Genomic DNA, 17,845 nt, shown 5'->3' on the forward strand with positions numbered 1-17,845 from the left:
GGCGCGCGCCCCTTGAAGCGCGTGATCCAGAAGTACGTGCAGGACCCGCTGGCCGAGGCCATCCTCGCCGGCGAGATCAAGGACGGCGAGACCGTGCCCGTGCATGCGGGACCGATCGGCTTGACGATCGGGAATGAAGCTGAGAGCCCGAGCCAAAAGATTGCGGCATAAGGCTCAAGGCCGGAAGGATCGAGGATGCTCGTCCTCACATTGATCCGCGTTCTGTATGCGCTTCGTCCATGTGGCCAGCTCTCAGGGCGGCCACATGAACCTTCCTCGTCAAGGGAGGGCAGGGGATGAACATGCTGACACCTTTCGTTCTCGGGAGCATCGTCTCCGGTGGGCTTGTTATGTTTTCATGTCCGTTGGTCTTCGGGGTCCCGACGTCTCTGCGGTATCCGCGGCCACAGCGAGGGCGGCGGACGGTTGGAGCTAACCAACAGAGTGGCCGAGCCACGAGCATGCTGTCGTCGCAGCGAAGTATGTCTCCTCTGCGAACCCCAAATTGGCAGCGTACTGACAGGGGTATCCGCGGCATCCATAAGAGGCGACAGCGGGTTCATGGGATTTATCATCCGGAACTGCGTCATGCGGCAAGGCTGGCCCGGGCTGCGCAGGCGAGAGCTCGTAAGGCTGGTAATGAATCACGATGACACCGGTGTCCTATCACTCACAGCGGGAATCCGCTTGAGAGAATGGACCCCTCTATGGTTGGAGGATCCTTATGCATCGGAGACTTCTTACAGCGTTGTTCCTGAGCCTTGCGGCTCTTCCGGCGGCCTCGGCGCACCAGGGCCCGACGCTGGTTTCACAAGCGCAGACCGCCACGTACGAACGGGATCTGAGCAGAGTGGAGGACGCACAGAAGTCGAAACCTGACGGTCGGCAGCGTGTCGGGCTGTCCAAGAAGCACGAGCGGCTTCTGAGTAGAGACCCGAGAGAAATCATCCCAGATATCTGCATCGGCTGCTGATCAGCCCGACGGCACCCCTGGACTGTCATAGGCGAAGTCGCCGGCAGTCGACGCTCACCGGTGTATTGCCGAATCGCGAAAAATCCCTTGTCCGGCCCTTGTGTTGAAAGCGGTACGACTTGCAAGCGTTGCTGCGCATTCTCATCTCTATAGCGTCAAGCCGGCACCTCGCGGACATGGCTTGGCCGATGCACTCCGACGAGGCTTAGGACGGACCCTCTCGCGCCACTTTGCGGGGCAGGGATGTCTCCTCGGGCGAGATCCGCATGAGCCTTTTCGAGTCGTCGCTGAACCTGATCGGCAACTGTTTTGAAGAGGTTTGTCATGTCTCGGTGGAATGACAATTCTCGCCTGGCGCCATACGGGTTTGGGCCAGGCACGTTCGCGCCGTCGCGGGTCGAGTTTGACGCCGGCCTGCGGGCGCATATGATCGGCGTCTACAACTACCTGATGCTTGGGCTCGCCTTGAGCGGTGCCGTCGCTTACGCGGTGGTGAACACGGCGTTGGGCGAACTCTTCTACTCCGGCCCACGCGAACTGACCCCGCTCGGCTGGGTCGCGCTGCTGGCTCCCTTGGGCTTGATCCTGATCGCGTCGTTCGGGGCTCACAGCCTATCTCCGGCGAGCCTGCAGGGGATCTACTGGGGCATCACGGCCCTCCAGGGCGTCGGCCTCGCGGCCTTGCTCCAGACCTATACCGGTGAGAGCGTCACGCGCGTCTTCTTCATCACGGCCGCGTCCTTCGGTGCCTTGAGCCTGTGGGGCTACACCACGCGCAGCCATCTGTCCGGCTGGGGATCGTTCCTGCTCATGGGCCTGGTCGGGTTGATCCTGGCCTCGTTGGTCAACCTGTTCCTCGCGAGTTCGGCCCTGCAGTTCACGATTACGGTCATCGGCCTGTTCGTGTTCGCGGGCCTGACCGCATGGGATACCCAGCGGATCAAGGAGGAGTATGTCGCGGGCCTTGCCCACGGTGATGCTGCTCTCACCAGCAGGGTCTTCGGGGCGCTGAGCCTCTACCTCAACTTCCTCAACCTCTTCCAGCTTCTGCTGTCCCTCCTGGGCCAGCGGGAGGAGTAACGGAACGGAGGAAGCCATGCCCCTGACTGGACGATTCAATCTCCGCCGCACCATAGGCGGCAAGATCGTGCTGCAGGTTGAGGAAGAGGTCAGACGGCTCTGGCCGTTCTCCCGCAACCAGCTCACAAAACGGCGTTGGCGCGACGCAACCATCATGGACCTGGCGCAGCCTGAGCTGCGCCCGCTCATGGATCTGCGCTACAAGTCAGGTTTTGAATGGGCCCGGGTTTACGGTCAGCTCGGTCCGGCACGCCAAGATGGGTCTGTCGGTAGTGCGTCATCGCAGGACAACCCGTCGCTTGCCGTCGCTCCCGAGCCCTCGGTCAAGGCGAACGCTGCCATGTCGGCACCCCAGGGCGTGCCCGCTTAGGCCAGAGGATTCAAGAACAGCCGGGACGGCAGCATGCTGCCGTCCCGGCTCTTGCACCCCAGGGCGTAACGCCGATCTAAGGCCGCACTCTTCATGTGGCGCCCCAGAAGGCGTGGTCCGGCAAGCCCAAGAACGTCGAGGCGGGCCAGCGCGCTTTCAGGCACCCAGGCACCGCGCAAGAATGAGTGGTTTGGCCTCTATGGGGTAGTGGCGAAGAGAACGGAAGGAAACAGCAGCGTAGTCCTGGTCCAAGGGAGTGATACCTGGACGCGCGGGCGTCTTCCAGGGCGCTGCCGATTCTGCGTTCCGAACGTCGTGCCCGGGCCGGCTGGCCTATGACCTGGGCGGACCGCCGGCTTCGGCATGGAGGAACTCGCGCAGAATGCTCCGCAGGCCATGAACCTGGTCGACGAGGTTCAGAACGATGCCAATGCCCTCGTCGTTGACCCCGATCCCGTCCTTGAGGTCACGGATCAGCCGGACTCGTGCTACATCCAGCTCGGAAAAGGCGAAGCCTGCCTGGTCCCGCTGCGGAAGAAGCCAGCCTTCCTCAATCCAGACCTGGACCGTTCCCGCATCGACGTCCAGACGCAACTGGAACTCCTCCATGGTCAGCATCTACGCCTCCATGCCATCTCGGGGATTGTAGGACGCGCCGCCTGTCCACCGCTCCGCAAAGGCTTCGAGTTCCGGATCCGGGCGGTCCGGCAGGACGACCTTCAGGATGGCATGCAGGTCGCCATGGGTCCCGTCCGGCCGTGGTGCGCCCTTGCCTCTGAGCCGCAGGATCCGTCCCGTGTTGCTGCCCTTCGGAACGCTGACCATGACGGGGCCCCTCGGGGTCGGGATCTGAATGCGGCCTCCGAGGACGGCCTCGCGCAGGGAAATCGGCACCTCGAGGCAAATGTCGTCGTCCTCCCGCACAAAGAGGCGGTGCGGACGCACGTGGATTTCGATCAAGGCGTCGCCGGGCAGGCCGCCGATGCCTGGCTCCCCTTTGCCGGCGAGCCGCACCACCTGGCCGTCCCGGATGCCGGCCGGAATAGTGATGTCGAGCGACTGGCCGTTCGGCAGGGTTACGGTCTTGCGGGTGCCGTTCACCGCCTCAAGGAAGTCGATGACGAGACGGAAGCGAAGATCCTGCCCGGGCATCGCGAACCGGGTTCGTGCGCCGCGGCGGAGCAGTTCCGACAGGATGTCCTGATCCATGAAATCCGCAAAGCCGGAATCGCTGTGGTAGGACGGCCCAGCGTCCTCGGCCGCGAAGTCGCGATAGGATCGCCGCCGGGGCCGCTCGGCACCGGAAGCGTCGATCTCGCCACGGTCGAAACGGGCCCGCTTCTCAGGGGCGCTCAGCAGGTCGTAGGCGGCCGATATCGCCTTGAAGCGGTCCTCAGCCTTCCGGTCGCCAGGGTTCAGATCCGGGTGGTACTTCTTGGCCAGTTTCCGGTACGCCTTTTGGATCTTGTCCGCAGACGCATTGGGCTTTACGCCGAGCAATTCGTAAGGGGACTCGGTCACGACCTCCCTCCATTCAGCCGAGCGTTACAACTCCTTTTCAATGAATCGTGCGTTCCTGACGCAGGTTCACAACGCCGGTTCCGCTGGTCCGGATCCCTGAAATTGGAGGCCCTGCCGGAGGCTGTGGAAACACCGATCCCGTTCCGATGCGGTCGACATCCGGACCCAGGCCGGCCGGCGTGTTGTCCGCTCCGACAGAAATTCGTGACAGATTTGACGCTGACTTCGTTCAATTCGGCACGACCTGAAGATAGGAACCTTCCCAGTCCATCAATGTTAGTACGACGCGGACGGAAGCAATGTGCTGTTGCACGCGTCCGCTTCTCTCCCACACAGCGACAGGTCTTCCCGAGAAGTGGAAAGCTGTCGCATTCCTTGTGACGAAACTGAAAAAGCAGGGTGCCTGCTGCACCTTATTTTGGAGGAATGGTCATGAGAAAAACCCTGATTGGTCTTACCTCAGCACTCGCCATCGCAGCCTCAGCGGCCGCTGTGCCGACGCCGGCTTCGGCCTATCCGGGCTGGGTCATACCGGCGATTGCCGCCGCCGGGGTTGGCGGGATTGCTCTTGGGGCAGGGATCAGCTCCGCCCAGGCACAGACCACAGGATCGATCTTTTCCGTGTCTCCGGGTACCCCGATTCAGCCTCAGATCAGCTATGATCCAAATACGATGGTCCAGCCGGGCTGCCATCTTGCCCGCGAGCGCATTCGTGGAGAATGGCGCCGAGTCGAGGTCTGCCCCTAATCCTGCTGGTTAGCGCAAAAGCGCAATAACCGAACTTTTTGCCCTGTCGCGAGTGCCGGGACAGCCCCTCTCTCCTGAAGCCGGGGAGGGGATCGGCTGCCCCGGTGCTTCCGGCAAAATCTGGACCCCCAAGCCCGATGAATGGCCTGTCCTCCGGTTCAAGACTACGGACCGGCGATCGTGGCAGGGGCGACCATGAGGATGTTGCCGCACGGCGCCTGTGGGGTGATGACCGCGCTCGCCACGCCTACTAGCAGTGGGCCGCTCCTGCTCGGGATGACGACAGGACCTCCCGAGTCGCCCATGCAGACGCGGGCGCCGACCGTGCGCGCGATGATCAGTCCCGTTTCGGTCATCACAAGAGGCCTCAGCGCGGCTGTCTTGAGCGTTCCTGCCGCGTGTCCCGAGAGGCCAACGCCAGCCAGCTGCAGGGTCGAGGGAATGCGCTGCAATCGGTCAGCGAGCCTCAGGGGACTGCGTCCCCTGACTGGCGTCTCCAGGCGCAAGACAGCAATGTCGAGGGAGATCTCGTTGAGCATATCCGCCAGATCGCGGGACGCGAGGCGACCTGACCCGACAGCATGACGAGCCGCCGCGGCGACACGATGGGCGGAGGCAATTCGCCTGCTGCCCTGATAGAGACCAACCACAGCCCCCACCGGGTTCCCCCTGATGCAGTGCGCTGCTGTGAGAACAAGATCTGGAGCAATGAGAGCTCCTGAACAGCGGCTCAACCGGAGAGAGCCATCCGGCTGAACGAGTGTACCGACGGCGACTGTGGCGCGGGCGAGTTGATCGTTAGTCCGTGCGAGGGTGCCTCCTTCGATGCCGTGAGCCGGGCCAATGGACCATGTAAGTGCCATGGCCATGAGCCACCCGGGCAAATGACTGATGATGTGGCGCTTCTCGCCTTTCGCAGGAACGTGGAGGTGTTTCATGGTCATAACCAAAGTCAGATCATGAACGAACAAAGTCAGCTTTCAGCGACCTGTCCATAGAGCCGATGCTGTGGTGGCGGATGAGGTAAGAAAGCATCCCCTCGCTTCAAGGGTTGAGGATACCTCTGGAGTGGCGCGCTCCAGGCTCGTGCGATCCCTCAGGAACCCAGAACACGGTCTGCTGTTTTGAAGCATAGGCCATGACATTGAATATGCAGAGGAGGTCGACTTGCTCAAGCGCACGTTCCCCGGTGCATTGGCGGCTGCAGTCATAGGCGTTGCCGCCTCTGGATCATCGCTCCCCGATTTCGCTCAGGATATGCCAGCCCGCTGCCTGCCACAGGAGGTACAGGCCAGCGCCCTTCACGACGGGTGCAGCGGGGCCGTCACGTTCGGCATGAGAGGGCCCATGGTGGTGCCAGGCCAGGCTCCTGACATCGAGGCGACCGGCAGCATCACTCGAACCATGAGCGAGGACTCAACGGGGGGCAGCAGCGATCGCCCTGAGTGAGTCCTCGCATGGGTCAGCGCAAGCTGCAGCCGCGGGCGTGCTGCGGCTGCGCTGCTGCTATCCCTCGATGGCGACGAACAGGTACTGATCCTCACGTTTCACGCGCAGGAGCACCGGTCGCTTCTGACCCTGGGCGTCCGTCCAGGCTCTCGCCACATCCGCCGGAGCGCTCACCGGCTGGTTGTTGGCCGAGACAATCACGTCCCCCTGACGGAGACCGGCCTCCGCGGCGGGGCTGTTCCGATCAACCCGCTGGATCAGCACGCCCGACGTGCCGAGCTCCAGCCCCAGCTGACCTCTCGCTGCCTCAGGGATCGGACTGAGCGCCAGCCCGAGCCGCTTGCCGTCACCCGCTCCGTTGGGAGCTGTCGAGCTGGCGGCCTGCTCGTCGCTGCGCTGGCCGATGACGATGGCCAGTTCCTGAGGCTTGCCGTCCCGGATCACGGTCACCGACGCCTGGGTGCCGGGCTTCATGGCAGCGACCGCACGGGAGAGATCGCGACCACTCTCCACCGGTTTTTGTTCGAACTGCGTGATCAAGTCACCTGACTGGAAGCCCGCCTTGTCGGCCGGCCCGCCGGGCTCCACCGAGGCCACCAGCACGCCCTTGTCGTCCGAGCGGCCGAGCGCCTGAGCAATGGCCGGCGTGAGCTCCTGCAGGCGCAGTCCCACATAGCCCCGCTCGACCCGTCCGGTGCGGATCAGCTGGTCCGCCACCGCTTGAGCAGTCTTCGAAGGAACGGCAAAGCCGATGCCGATATTGACGCCGGAGGGCGAGAAGATCGCCGTATTCACGCCGATTACTTCGCCACGGGCGTTGAACAGCGGTCCACCGGAGTTGCCGCGGTTGATCGAGGCATCGGTTTGGATGTAGTCGTCATACGGGCCTGAGCGAATGTCGCGGGAGCGGGCCGAGACGACACCAACCGTCACCGTGCCGCCGAGGCCGAACGGGCTGCCGATGGCAATTACCCAGGAGCCCGGCTCGGCAGCATCCGAGTCGCCCCAGGTGGCGATGGCCATGTTGGGCTGAGGATCGACTTTTAGCACGGCAATATCAGTGGCCGGATCCCGGCCGACGAGGGTGGCAGGGACATTGGTTCTGTCACCGAACACAACGTGGATTTCGGCCGCATCCTCAACCACGTGGTTGTTGGTGATGATGTGTCCGTCTGAACTGATCACAAACCCTGACCCGAGTGCCTGCCGGGGCTGTTGCCGGCGGGGCTCCGGGCCTTCGCCATAGTAGCGGCGGAAGAACTCGCGGAAGGGCAGGTCGTCCGGCAGCGATTGCGCCTGCTCCTGTTCCTCGACGCGCTGCCTGGTGGTAATGGCGACGACGGCAGGCATCTTCTGCTTCACAATGGCTGTGAAGTCGGTCGGAACCTGCTGGGCCGCTGCTGGTGGCGCGGTGAATGCCAGGAGAGCGATAACTCCGGCTAGCACATGCCTTCTCAAGTTTAAGCTTGATCCAGAACGAGGCATAAGATCCTCCTGTGCAGAACATGAACGGCTCCGAGAGGCCAGAGCGCGGTGCCGAGGCCGGGGAAAGGAAGCGGTTCCCGTAGCCCGGCTTTGGACAATAGCTTTAGATAGGAGCCGTTCTCAGGCATCACTACTCCACGCGGAAACGACACGACTTTTCACGGCTGATTGGTTTTCCTCCTGCTGGGTGAGATATCCTCTATGGAATCAGGGAGTTCCTCGGGGGCCGGGTGGCCTAATGCTCGCACGCTCGGCGCGACCTCCCATGCGAGCTCACACAAAGGCCAGGCAAGGGCTGCTCGTGGCACTGCTGAGAAGTAAGCGCTCGGTCCGCTTCGACACTCAGGTGCTGACGTTCGATAATCGGCAGGAACGTGAGATTTTGACCCTGAGGCGACCTTGAGACCTGCGGCTACGTCGAACGTATGAGTCAGTATCACGTCTTCGTGATCCGCCTGCGGCACGTTGTCAGGTACTCTCATCAGCCTGTAGGAGCGTTGCGGACCGCCTTGGTAAGGAAGCTACCGAAAGACCATCGTGCCAACCGGTTCCTGGCCGCCTTAGAGCCCGACGACTTCACCCTGCTTGAACCCCATCTGGAGGCCGTCATCCTGCCCCGTGGGACTGTACTGTACGAGCCCGGGGATCCCATCCGCTACACCTACTTCCCGCACGATGTCATCGTCTCCCTTGTTGATGTCATGGAGGATGGCCGTCTGGCAGAAGTGGCCATCTTCGGCTGTGAGGGATTGTTCGGTCTCTTGACCGCGTTTGCGAGCCGAGAAGCTTTCGGGCGCTACGTTGTGCAGATCCCTGGAACCGCCTCCCGCATTCCCCTGGCCCGCCTCCATGAGGCGATCAGGACGCGCCCCGCTCTTCAGCGGCTGGTGTTGGCCTACAACGAGGCGCTGCTCGCGCAAGCGTATCATACCGTAGCCTGCAATGCCGTGCACACGGTCGAGGCCCGGTGTTGCCGCTGGATTCTGAGCACACATGATCGCTTGAACCAGGACACCTTGCCCTCGAAGGACTCGCTGCCCCTGACACACCAGTTCCTCGCCGAAATGCTTGGTGTGCAGCGTTCCACGGTCAGCCCCATCTTACGCGGCCTCCAGATGTCGGGCCTGATTGAGCAACGACGAGGCGGCATCGATGTGATCGACCGCGCCGGGCTCGAACGAGGGGCCTGCGAGTGCTATCGCAAAATCCGCTCCCGCTTCGACAAGTTCCTGTCCGGTACCCATGCCTCGGCTGGACGCGGCAGTCTGAGCAAAGCTACGGATTGAGTTCGATGCTGAGACTATGCGAGGTGGTTCACCACCGCAGGCCTGATGCTGTTCCAGCGCCTGATCGTCGTGCTGGGTCCGGTAGCGAGCATTGCGGATTCCCTGACTGTACTGGCACAGGAAAAGGCAATCGACGGGGCTATTCTTGACGTGAACCTCAAGGGCGAGAAGCCTTCCCGTAGCCGATGCCCTGCGCAAGTGCGCCATCCCTGCGTGCTTGCAACCGGCTACGAGCAATGGGCGCTGCCGGAGGCCTACAAGGAATCCCCCGCTGCGACAAGCCCGTCGACCTGCGCCTCCTTGCCCGAGCTCTGTTTGGCTGATAGGGCCAACCGACTCCGTCGTCGGCGGGAAGGGCAGCTATTGGCACGACGCGGAAGTAGAGCTGACTGTAAATCAGCATCGAATAAGGCCCCTGAGCCGACTGCCGCTACGCACGTGATATTGCGAGTGGACTCGTAGCGTCGGCGGGGTCACGATCGGCGCCGATCGTGNAGGGGTCAAGCTTCGGTGTCGATTCAAACAGGTCAGGAATATTCATCGATCAACCTTCTGGTGAACGTAGGCCCCTCATCGAAGCCTGAACTCGATCCGGTTGGGCCGGGGACCTGGGCGCCCCGTGGCGTAGAAGCCCATCTTCGTCAGCAGCCGGATGGAAGCGGCATTGTCGGGGCGCGTCTCAGCCAACACGGGGCGTGACGCCAGCAGCGGATCGGCTGCGATCTGGTCCAGTGTCGCCCGGAGCGCCTCAGACGCATAGCCCTTGCCCTGGTAGTCGACCCCGAACCAGTAGCCGACCTCGATGGTGCCGTCAGGATGGTCAATGATCCCCATGGCCCCAATCAGCGTCCCATCAGGGAGCCGCACCGCAAAGAAGTATTCCTTGGTCTGATCCTGGCTGGTGATGAGGGCCTGCGCCTTTTCCAGCGGGAAGCCGCCCTCCATGAAGGCCATCCATTGGCTCACAGCCGGGACATCGCTTATCCTGGCCAACTCGGGGGCGTCCTGGAGTTCCAGTTGGCGAATTGCGAGGCGTTCCGTCGTGAACGGCTTTAACATGCGTCGACCCTCCGACCGCCCCCCTTTGTACCATCGAATCTGGATGCGGTGAGGGCCGGATCGAGCGTTCCATGCAGCGTCTTCTCGGAAATTCGTGTGAGGCTCTATTCGATCACCTCATCGGTTTGAGCCAGGATTGTCGCCGGAACGTCCAGGCCCAGGGCTGCTGCGACCTTGAGGTTAATCACCAACTCGAACTTGGTCGATTGGATCACCGGAAGGTCCGCTGGTTTCTCACCTTTCAGAATGCGACCCACGTAGGCGCCAACCAAGCGGTATGCATCTGTAAAGCTCGTCCCGTAGCTCATGAGGCCGCCAGCCGCCGGGAAGTTCCGCGACTCGTAGATGGCCGGGATGCGATGCTGAGCAGCCAGTTCAACCAAACGGCGGTGCCGGGTGAAAAAGAAGGGGTCCGGGGTCACCATGAGGCCTCCTGCGCCCTTGCTTGCTAACGTCGCGAAAGCCGGCTCGAATTCTTCTTCCTCACGGGCTTGAACGATCACAACCTGGCACTTGCTTGCGGCAGCCGCTTCTCGCAGCTCCCTGATCTTCTCGGGGGCACTCGCACGAGCAGGATTGACGATTGCGCCAATAACATCAGCCTTTGGCAGGAGAGTACGCAGAAGTTCAAGCCGCTTGGCGTCCAGCGCGAAAGTCACTGTGACTACGCCAGTCATGTTGCCGCCGGGCCGGTTCCAACTCTTCACGAGGCCGCGCTGCACCGGATCACTGCCGATCGAGAACACAACTGGGATGGTGGAGGTCGCGGCCTTGGCGGCTAGGGCTGAGACCTCGCCTCCCGTGGCCGCGATGACGTTGACCCGCTGCTGAACAAGCTCGGCAGCCAGCACAGCCATTTGGTTGTAGTCTCCGTCAGCCCAGCGGAATTCCAAGTTTGCGTCCCGACCTGGGTTGAAGCCGACCTCCTTCAAGCCATTCAAGAATGCGATCCTTAGCCGGTCAAAGGTCTCCGGGGAGCCAGTGCTGAGGAAGCCGACGACGGGTACCTCCGCTTGTGCATGGACACGGTGGGCGGCGATGCTGGCGGTGAGAGCGAGAAAGGTTCGCCGTCTCATTCGACCACTCCATCAGGCTAGGTCAGACGAGGTCTACCTTAGTTCAGCCCAGCAGATGTGACGAGGTCTGTTCCACACGGCCTTCCGCAAAACTCGCCCACCCGGAAGGCATAGCTGCCGCGCCGCCCTGGAGGTCGCGCGAGCAGGGCGCTCGGTTGTAGGAACTCAAAGTCACCTGCGATCTGGCGCGGAGGCTGCGCGATCGCGGGCGGCGGCAGCGGCCCGTGACTTCCTGGGCCGATCCACGGCTGGTTTACGGAGGGCTTCGACGTCGATGATCTGGAGCGGGCGAAGACGTTGCGGGTGGGTCTGCCTGCCTTCGCCCCATACGCCTGATCGGCATCATCGCCGGTGAGACGTAACGCCGAAAGGCAGGCTGGCGAACCCGCCACTGCGTAAAGCCTACATGAAGCGTGCGCCACGCAATCTGCTATAGTGCGGTGGGGAGCACTGATGACGGGAACCTCCACGGGGGGACAGCGTCATGACGAAGACCATCGCATCCCTTGCCTGCGGCGTTGTGGCGGCGGGCCTCATGGCCACCGGTGTCTCGGCCCAGGCCACGCTCGCCAGCGTGAAGCAGAAGGGCTTTCTGACCTGCGGCGCGAGCAGCGGCTCCATTGGCTTCGGCATGCCCGATGCCCGAGGCAACGGGACGGGCTTCGACGTGGACTTTTGCCGCGCCATCGCGGCCGCGATCTTCGATGATCCGACCAAGGTCCGTTTCATTCCCCTCAATGCCAAGGACCGCTTCAGTGCGCTTCAGGCGGGCGAGGTGGATGTCCTGTCCCGTAACTCGACGCACACGATGTCGCGCGACACCCAGCTCGGCCTCGACTTCCCGGCGATCACCTACTTCGACGGCCAGGGTTTCATGGTCCGCAGGAAGCTTGGTGTCTCCTCTACCAAGCAGCTGAATGGCAGGTCAGTCTGCGTCCAGCAGGGCACCACGACTGAGCTGAACCTCGCCGACTACTTCCGCGCCAACACCATGAAGTACCAGACTGTCCTCTTCGCCACGGCGGACGAGGCCAAGAAGGCCTATGATGCCGGCCGGTGCGATGCCTTCACCACCGATGTGTCCGGGCTTTATGTGGCTCGCTCCTGGGTCTCGAATCCTGATGAGGACCTCATCCTGCCCGAGGTCATCTCGAAGGAGCCGCTTGGCCCGGCAGTCCGCCACGGTGACAATCAGTGGGGCGACATCGTCCGCTGGACCCACAATGCCATGCTGAACGCCGAAGAGCTCGGCGTGACCAAGGCGGATGTCGATCAGATGAAGACCTCCGACAACCCGGAGATCAAGCGCCTGCTCGGCACCGAGGGCAGGTTCGGTGAGGCCATCGGTCTGACCAACGACTGGGCTGTTCGCGTCATCAAGCACGTGGGCAACTACGGCGAGTCGTTCGAGAAGAACGTCGGCGAAGGCTCGCGCCTGAAGATCAAGCGCGGCCAGAACGCGCTCTGGACCAAAGGCGGCCTGCAATATGGGATCCCGGTGCGGTAGCCTGACAAGCACATCAGAGAATTACATTCCATGACGCGACACACATGACGTCAGTCGGGCGTCCAAGGCTGTGGCTGATGCCATTCCGTGGTAGCCTTGGGTCAACTCGCTTGAAGAGGTGGTCGCATGAGGCGACGCGATCTCATCCGGCTTCTCTGCGCATCGGCGTTGCTCCGGGCCACGCAGCCGGCAGCCCAGGTGTCAGGTGAGTCCGGCGGATCGGATGGGTGGAAACCTGGACTCTGCTCGCGCGGAACGACTGGGGGGACGTTGCCGAACACCTCCGGCCCCTGGGCTGGACGAGAGGCGTCAACGTGCAGGTCGAGATGCACGTGGCAACAGCCCCGGCCCAACTGCCAGGGCTGGCAAAGGAGGCCGTTGCGGCGCGTCCTGAGCTCATCGTGACGAACGGCACGCCCGCAATCCTGGCCGTGCTCGCCGAAACCAAAACCATCCCTGTGCTCTTCTTCGAGGTCGCCGACCCGGTCGGCAACGGCATCGTCGGCAATCTCTCCCGCCCCGGCGGCAACGCGACCGGGTTCACAACCTTTGAGCCGTCGCTTGGAGGTAAGTGGTTGCAGCTTCTCAAGGAGATCGATCCGCAGGTCAGGCGGGCCGCAATCCTGTTCAACCCGGAGACAGCGCGCAACCATGCGTCGCCTTTCATCCGTGAGTTCGAGGCGGTCGCCGCCTCTCTTTCGGTTGTGCCCGTCCTTGCATTCACCCAGGACGCTTCCGGGATCGAGCCAGTGATTGCGGATCTTGCAGCCGCACCTGGCGGGGCGCTCCTGGTGCTGCCAGATGTGTTCACCTTCGCGCAGCGGCGGTTGATCGTCGACCTTGCCGAGCAGCATCGGGTGCCGGCAATCTACGGTAGCCGCTACATGGCGGCGACCGGAGGCCTGCTCGCCTATGGTCCCACCGCGGAAGGACTTCACCAGGGCGTCGCGTCCTACATGGACCGGATTCTCAGGGGAGCCAGCCCCGGCGAGTTGCCGGTTCAGGCGCCGACACGGTACGAGCTTGTGGTCAATCTCGGGACCGCCAAGGCGCTGGGCCTCGCGATCCCGCCAAGCCTGCTGGCCGCTGCCGACGAGGTGATCGAATAGCGGGCACTATGAAAGGCCGCGATCCTACGGGGCGGATGGCCTCTCATCCACGGCTCTACCAAACACGGGCAGCTCCTCGTCATAACCCTTGATAGGCCGTGTTCCGAGAGGGATCAGGGGGCGCTTGTCCTTCACGGCGCCGGCAACAGTCTCATCCGTCAGGATCTCCCGATCCGCTGCTGCCGCGCAGAGCCGGGCGGCGAGGTTCACGACGCTGCCGATCGCCGTGTAGTCGAAGCGGCTCTCATACCCGATCCGCCCGACCGTGGCCGTTCCCATGGCTAGTCCCACCCCGAAGCCGATGCGGTGGCCGCGTGCTCGCCAGCCGATGATCAGTTCCTGCACCCTTTCCTGCATCTCCACCGCCAAGTCGACGGCCCGCAAGGCAGGCTCCTCGACTGGAACGGGCGCGTTGACGAGCACCATCAGGCCGTCACCCGAGAAGCTGGTGAGTGTGGCGGCATACCTGGTGATGATTGCTCCAAGCGCCTCGTAGTACTCGGAGAGCACACGCATGACCTCCTCCGGCGCCGCTTTAGCCGAGAAGGCGGTGAAGCCCCGCAGATCGCAGAACACCGCCACCACCTCGGTGCGCCGGCCCTCGAGCACAGTATCGTCACCAACGTGGTCGACGAGTTCGGCCACCTGCGGCGCCAGGAACCGCTTGAGCTTGGCGATGCGCTCCTGGCGCTCCTGCGAGACGGCAAGTTCAGCGGCCATGGCGTTGAAGCTGTCGGCCAGCCGCTGAAGCTCATCTCCCGTGCTGATTTTGATCCGGTGGTCGAACTGCCCGGCGCCAATGCGTTCAGTGCCTTCCTCGAGCAGGCGAATGGGCTCGGTCATCCTGCGTGCCAGGATGAAGGCGAGCATGGCGGCAAAGGCAGCACCGCCCAGCAGAAGGCCTCCGGTCCGCCAGAGGGCGGCATAGATCGGCCCGAACGCCTCGGAAAGTGGCTGCTCGACCACAACAGTCCAATCGGGGCCTGTGATGGGTGCAGCCGCCGCCGCAATGGCATTACCCTCTGCGTCCCAGCTCGTTGTGAGCCCGGCGCCGGCTCGCATGGTAGCCTCCCGGATCGCCCGGAAAGGGTTCAATGTCGCCTCGTCCGCCCCACGTAGGACGAGGCTGATGTCCGGGTGGGCAACGAGCCGGCCTGGTCCGTCCAGCACGAAGGCGTAGCCTGTCTCGCCAACCTTGATGGCCGAAATCACGTCCCAGATCAGCTTCAGGTTCACCTCGGCCACGACGATGCCGACCGACGGGCGATTGCCGGAGATCGCGACTGTCAGGTAGGGCTCGGAGCCGCGGTAGTAGCTAACCTGTCCGTACCAGATCCGCGCCGATCGGGCTCCGGCCACAGCGGGGTCCCCTGTTCGGTCGGTGCGGTTCTCGGTCCGGTTGAGGCCGATGCGCGACACGTACAACCGCTCGCGTCCGGTGCCGTCGACGAGCGTGAGGCTGACGATGGCGGGCACTTGGCGCAGCAGGCGCAGGGCATCAATCCGCCGCCGCTCGTCCGGCTCCTCGCTCCAGGGGAGTTGCACCAGCCACCCGAGCTGGTTGGTGATGCCGTCAAGAAAGCCCTGAATTCTGGCGGCCGCCGAGCGTGCCTCGACACCGAGCAGTTGGTCGAGCCTGGCCCGCTGATCGCGGTAGCCGAACCAGGCTTCGCTGATGCCGTTGGCAGCGAGCGGAATGACCACCGCCAGGAACAGCACAATGAAGTACTTCTGGAACAGGCCACGAAACCGGCGACGCCTCCTTATCATGGCCCTGAGCCTCAGCGGATCTCGCTCGAGGTGGAGTGGCCCGGGCGCAACCCGCGCATTGGGAAGCGGGAATGCTGCGCAATCATCATTCAATCACCTCATCAGCTTGCGACAGGAGGGACGGCGGCACAGTGAGACCGAGCGCCCTTGCGGTCTTGATGTTGACGATCAGGTTGTACCGGGACGGCTGCTCGACCGGCATGTCGGCGGGAGAGGCACCGCGCAAGATGCGGTCCACATACTGGGCGTGGCGGCGGGCAATCGCGAGCATGTCCGGGGTGTAGGCGATCAGTCCTCCAGCCAGTACCGGGTCACGGTTTGCGTACAGCGCCGGGAGCGGTGTCCGGGCCAGCAGATTGGGCACGCGGTTGGGGGGCGTGTTCAGGATCGCATCGCCTAGAACCAACAGCCCCTCGGCGCGGAGCCTCCTTGCACTCTCGACCGCAGCAGGAACATCGTTGGGTGCGCGAACCTCAATCACGTCAACGCGCAACCCGAACTGGGCAGCCATAGGCACTTCGCGGGCAAGGGCCAAACGATGGTCGTCATTGGCGGGGTTCACCAGCACCGCCACCCTTTGGGCCTGTGGCAGAAGCTCGCGCAGGATCTCGAACTGCTTGGCGAGGAAGGCTCCGGGCGTGATTGAAGCCACCCCAGTGACGTTGCGCCCGGGATGAGCCAAACTTTGCACCAGACCGATTTGGACGGGATTGGCCACGAAGGAGAACGCAATGGGGATCTCCGATGTAGCGTCCTTAAGGGCTCGGGCTATTGGTGCGCTCGGACCAACGATAAGGTTGGGGCGTGACCGAACGATTTCGGCAGCAAGCTCAGACGCACGCTCATAGCGCCCCTCCAGCGCCCGCCGCTCGATGGTGAGATTATGGCCCTCGACCCAGCCGAGCTTGCGTAGCTCGTCCTCGAAGGCGGTGTAGCCGGGACCGGCGCACCGGACGGGACACAGCATTCCAAGGCGGACCGGTTTGGCGGGCGTCTGGGCTGCTAAGATCGAGGTAAGCAGGACCGAAACAAGCGCAGCGAAGCATAGAGAGCGGCCCATCGGGAAGCCTCCTCTTGTTCGCATTCGAAGGAGCAAGCCTACTCGACTCCCCGCTCGTCAGCTAGATCCTCATCGACACCTTGGGTGTCTTTGATGCGGCAGTCGACCGTAGCAGAGCCGAGTTGGAGCTTCGAAGAATACGCCTGCTGATGCATGGTCGAGGTGGATCGGAGTGGCTGGCGTCGGGTTCGCCGCAGGGGTAACATCATGGCTGCCTTACGTGCATACAGATTCCTATGCGCATCTGGCGAGGTGGCCCAATGAGGCGGCGAGAGTTTCTTTCGCTGATTGGCGGGGCGATACTTTATCGATCGCGTGTCGCTCGCGGGCAGGCCGGCAGGATCCCGAGCGTCGGTGTTCTCTGGCACGCCGCCAGTGCCGAGGCACAAGGAGTGTACTACACGGCTGTTGTCGAGGGCTTCCGGGATCTCGGCTACATGGACGGGCGCACCATCGCCCTCGAGCACCGGTTCGCCGGCGAAAGCCCTGAGCGCTTCCGGAGTATGGCAGCCGAGTTGGTTCGGCTCGGCGTTGATGTGTTGGTGACGGTGGGCCCGCAGACGGCACCCTATGCCAAGAGCGCGACCAGCACGATCCCTGTTGTCTTCATGGGCGTTCCCGATCCCGTGGGAAGTGGTTTCGTCGACAGCCTCGCGCGACCGGGGAGGAACATGACGGGGCTGTCCAACTTCGGGGCAGATATCGTCTCGAAGCGCCTGCAATACCTCAAGTACATGAGGGAGGACCTGCTCCGGGTTGCCTTGCTCGTTAATCCCACTTCGCAACTGGCGCCCCTGTACAGGCGTGTCACTGAAACCGCAGCAGCCGAACTGGGGCTTGAAAACGTCACGTTCGAAGCACGTTCGCCTGATGAACTGGAGCGCGCCTTCAAGGCCATGGCTGAGGCTGGTATGCAGGCGGTGACGATCAACGGGGACGGTTTGGTTTACCAGCATCGATCCCTTGTCGGGAAGCTGGCCCTAACCCATCACCTACCCCTGGCGGTGTGGTCGAGGGAGACGTTTGATGGGGGCGCACTGATGTCCTATGGTCCCGATCAGGTTGCGATGTGCCGCCGCGCGCCTGCTTTCGTCGACAAAATCTTGAGAGGAGCCAAGCCGGCGGATCTGCCGGTTGAACAGCCCGCAAAGCTGGAGTTTTTCATCAATCTCAAGGTGGCGGGAGCACTAGGCCTGACAGTCCCGCCGATGTTGCTTGCGCTTGCCGACGACGTGATCGAATGAGACCTGAATGTGACGGCAGTCGCCCAGAGGATCTGCCGCCCCCCTCATCGGGCTGTACGGGACACTATGCGAGTTGGCTCTCGGCGTGTGGCATCGTAAGACCAGTCTC

At 63.0% G+C, this 17,845-nt stretch carries 16 protein-coding genes; 8 read left to right on the plus strand and 8 right to left on the minus strand.

What is annotated here, in order from left to right:
• The 3 genes from E4K09_RS14235 to E4K09_RS14245 all read left to right on the plus strand — a co-directional run.
• Positions 1 to 171: hypothetical protein (locus tag E4K09_RS14235; protein WP_134498062.1), on the plus strand; the 171-nt coding region annotated here is incomplete at its 5' end.
• 1,126 nt (positions 172 to 1,297) lie between these two features.
• Positions 1,298 to 2,053: a Bax inhibitor-1/YccA family protein gene (locus E4K09_RS14240; RefSeq protein ID WP_134498064.1), complete on the plus strand. Its 756-nt coding sequence runs from the start codon at positions 1,298 to 1,300 to the stop codon at positions 2,051 to 2,053.
• A gap of 16 nt (positions 2,054 to 2,069) precedes the next feature.
• Positions 2,070 to 2,423 (plus strand): hypothetical protein, encoded by a 354-nt coding sequence (locus E4K09_RS14245; protein WP_193557290.1) that lies wholly within the window; start codon positions 2,070 to 2,072, stop codon positions 2,421 to 2,423.
• Positions 2,424 to 2,756: 333 nt separating this feature from the next.
• Here the strand turns inward: E4K09_RS14245 and E4K09_RS14255 are convergent, their stop codons facing one another.
• Both E4K09_RS14255 and E4K09_RS14260 read right to left on the minus strand, forming a co-directional pair.
• Complete coding sequence (locus E4K09_RS14255; protein ID WP_244610497.1) at positions 2,757 to 3,041, minus strand: MerR family transcriptional regulator; 285 nt, start codon at positions 3,039 to 3,041, stop codon at positions 2,757 to 2,759.
• Positions 3,042 to 3,944 (minus strand): DnaJ C-terminal domain-containing protein, encoded by a 903-nt coding sequence (locus tag E4K09_RS14260; RefSeq protein WP_134498066.1) that lies wholly within the window; start codon positions 3,942 to 3,944, stop codon positions 3,042 to 3,044. It abuts the gene before it with no gap.
• 432 nt (positions 3,945 to 4,376) lie between these two features.
• Between E4K09_RS14260 and E4K09_RS14265 the strand changes: the two genes are divergently transcribed.
• Entirely contained in the window at positions 4,377 to 4,691 is a 315-nt protein-coding gene (locus tag E4K09_RS14265) for a hypothetical protein (protein ID WP_134498068.1), read from the plus strand.
• A gap of 164 nt (positions 4,692 to 4,855) precedes the next feature.
• On the opposite strand, the gene E4K09_RS14270 is transcribed toward E4K09_RS14265, so the two are convergent.
• Together E4K09_RS14270 and E4K09_RS14275 are read right to left on the minus strand one after the other, a co-directional pair.
• Positions 4,856 to 5,635 carry a trypsin-like serine protease gene (locus E4K09_RS14270; RefSeq protein WP_342211353.1) on the minus strand — a complete coding sequence of 260 codons (780 nt, stop codon included), beginning with the start codon at positions 5,633 to 5,635 and terminating at the stop codon, positions 4,856 to 4,858.
• A 562-nt stretch (positions 5,636 to 6,197) separates the two neighbouring features.
• Positions 6,198 to 7,586: a DegQ family serine endoprotease gene (locus tag E4K09_RS14275; protein WP_244610498.1), complete on the minus strand. Its 1,389-nt coding sequence runs from the start codon at positions 7,584 to 7,586 to the stop codon at positions 6,198 to 6,200.
• Between the two features lie 548 nt (positions 7,587 to 8,134).
• Between E4K09_RS14275 and E4K09_RS14280 the strand changes: the two genes are divergently transcribed.
• Entirely contained in the window at positions 8,135 to 8,911 is a 777-nt protein-coding gene (locus E4K09_RS14280) for a Crp/Fnr family transcriptional regulator (RefSeq protein ID WP_244610499.1), read from the plus strand.
• Between the two features lie 570 nt (positions 8,912 to 9,481).
• On the opposite strand, the gene E4K09_RS14285 is transcribed toward E4K09_RS14280, so the two are convergent.
• Together E4K09_RS14285 and E4K09_RS14290 are read right to left on the minus strand one after the other, a co-directional pair.
• Entirely contained in the window at positions 9,482 to 9,970 is a 489-nt protein-coding gene (locus E4K09_RS14285) for a GNAT family N-acetyltransferase (RefSeq protein ID WP_134498076.1), read from the minus strand.
• 104 nt (positions 9,971 to 10,074) lie between these two features.
• Positions 10,075 to 11,046 (minus strand): ABC transporter substrate-binding protein, encoded by a 972-nt coding sequence (locus E4K09_RS14290; protein WP_134498078.1) that lies wholly within the window; start codon positions 11,044 to 11,046, stop codon positions 10,075 to 10,077.
• Positions 11,047 to 11,530: 484 nt separating this feature from the next.
• On the opposite strand from E4K09_RS14290, the gene E4K09_RS14295 reads away from it, so the two are divergent.
• Both E4K09_RS14295 and E4K09_RS14300 read left to right on the plus strand, forming a co-directional pair.
• A complete protein-coding gene (locus E4K09_RS14295; RefSeq protein ID WP_134498080.1) occupies positions 11,531 to 12,553 on the plus strand; it encodes an amino acid ABC transporter substrate-binding protein in 1,023 nt (340 codons plus the stop codon).
• A 227-nt stretch (positions 12,554 to 12,780) separates the two neighbouring features.
• On the plus strand, positions 12,781 to 13,662 hold the full coding sequence (locus E4K09_RS14300) for an ABC transporter substrate-binding protein (RefSeq protein ID WP_166802324.1): 882 nt from the start codon (positions 12,781 to 12,783) through the stop codon (positions 13,660 to 13,662).
• A 24-nt stretch (positions 13,663 to 13,686) separates the two neighbouring features.
• On the opposite strand, the gene E4K09_RS14305 is transcribed toward E4K09_RS14300, so the two are convergent.
• On the minus strand, positions 13,687 to 15,432 hold the full coding sequence (locus E4K09_RS14305; RefSeq protein WP_134498084.1) for a cache domain-containing protein: 1,746 nt from the start codon (positions 15,430 to 15,432) through the stop codon (positions 13,687 to 13,689).
• Positions 15,433 to 15,517: 85 nt separating this feature from the next.
• Complete coding sequence (locus E4K09_RS14310) at positions 15,518 to 16,492, minus strand: ABC transporter substrate-binding protein (protein WP_166802325.1); 975 nt, start codon at positions 16,490 to 16,492, stop codon at positions 15,518 to 15,520.
• A gap of 392 nt (positions 16,493 to 16,884) precedes the next feature.
• Between E4K09_RS14310 and E4K09_RS14315 the strand changes: the two genes are divergently transcribed.
• On the plus strand, positions 16,885 to 17,736 hold the full coding sequence (locus tag E4K09_RS14315; RefSeq protein ID WP_166802326.1) for an ABC transporter substrate-binding protein: 852 nt from the start codon (positions 16,885 to 16,887) through the stop codon (positions 17,734 to 17,736).
• The last annotated feature ends 109 nt before the right edge of the window (positions 17,737 to 17,845 follow it).

This window comes from Microvirga pakistanensis (assembly GCF_004458765.1).
GTDB lineage: Bacteria > Pseudomonadota > Alphaproteobacteria > Rhizobiales > Beijerinckiaceae > Microvirga > Microvirga pakistanensis.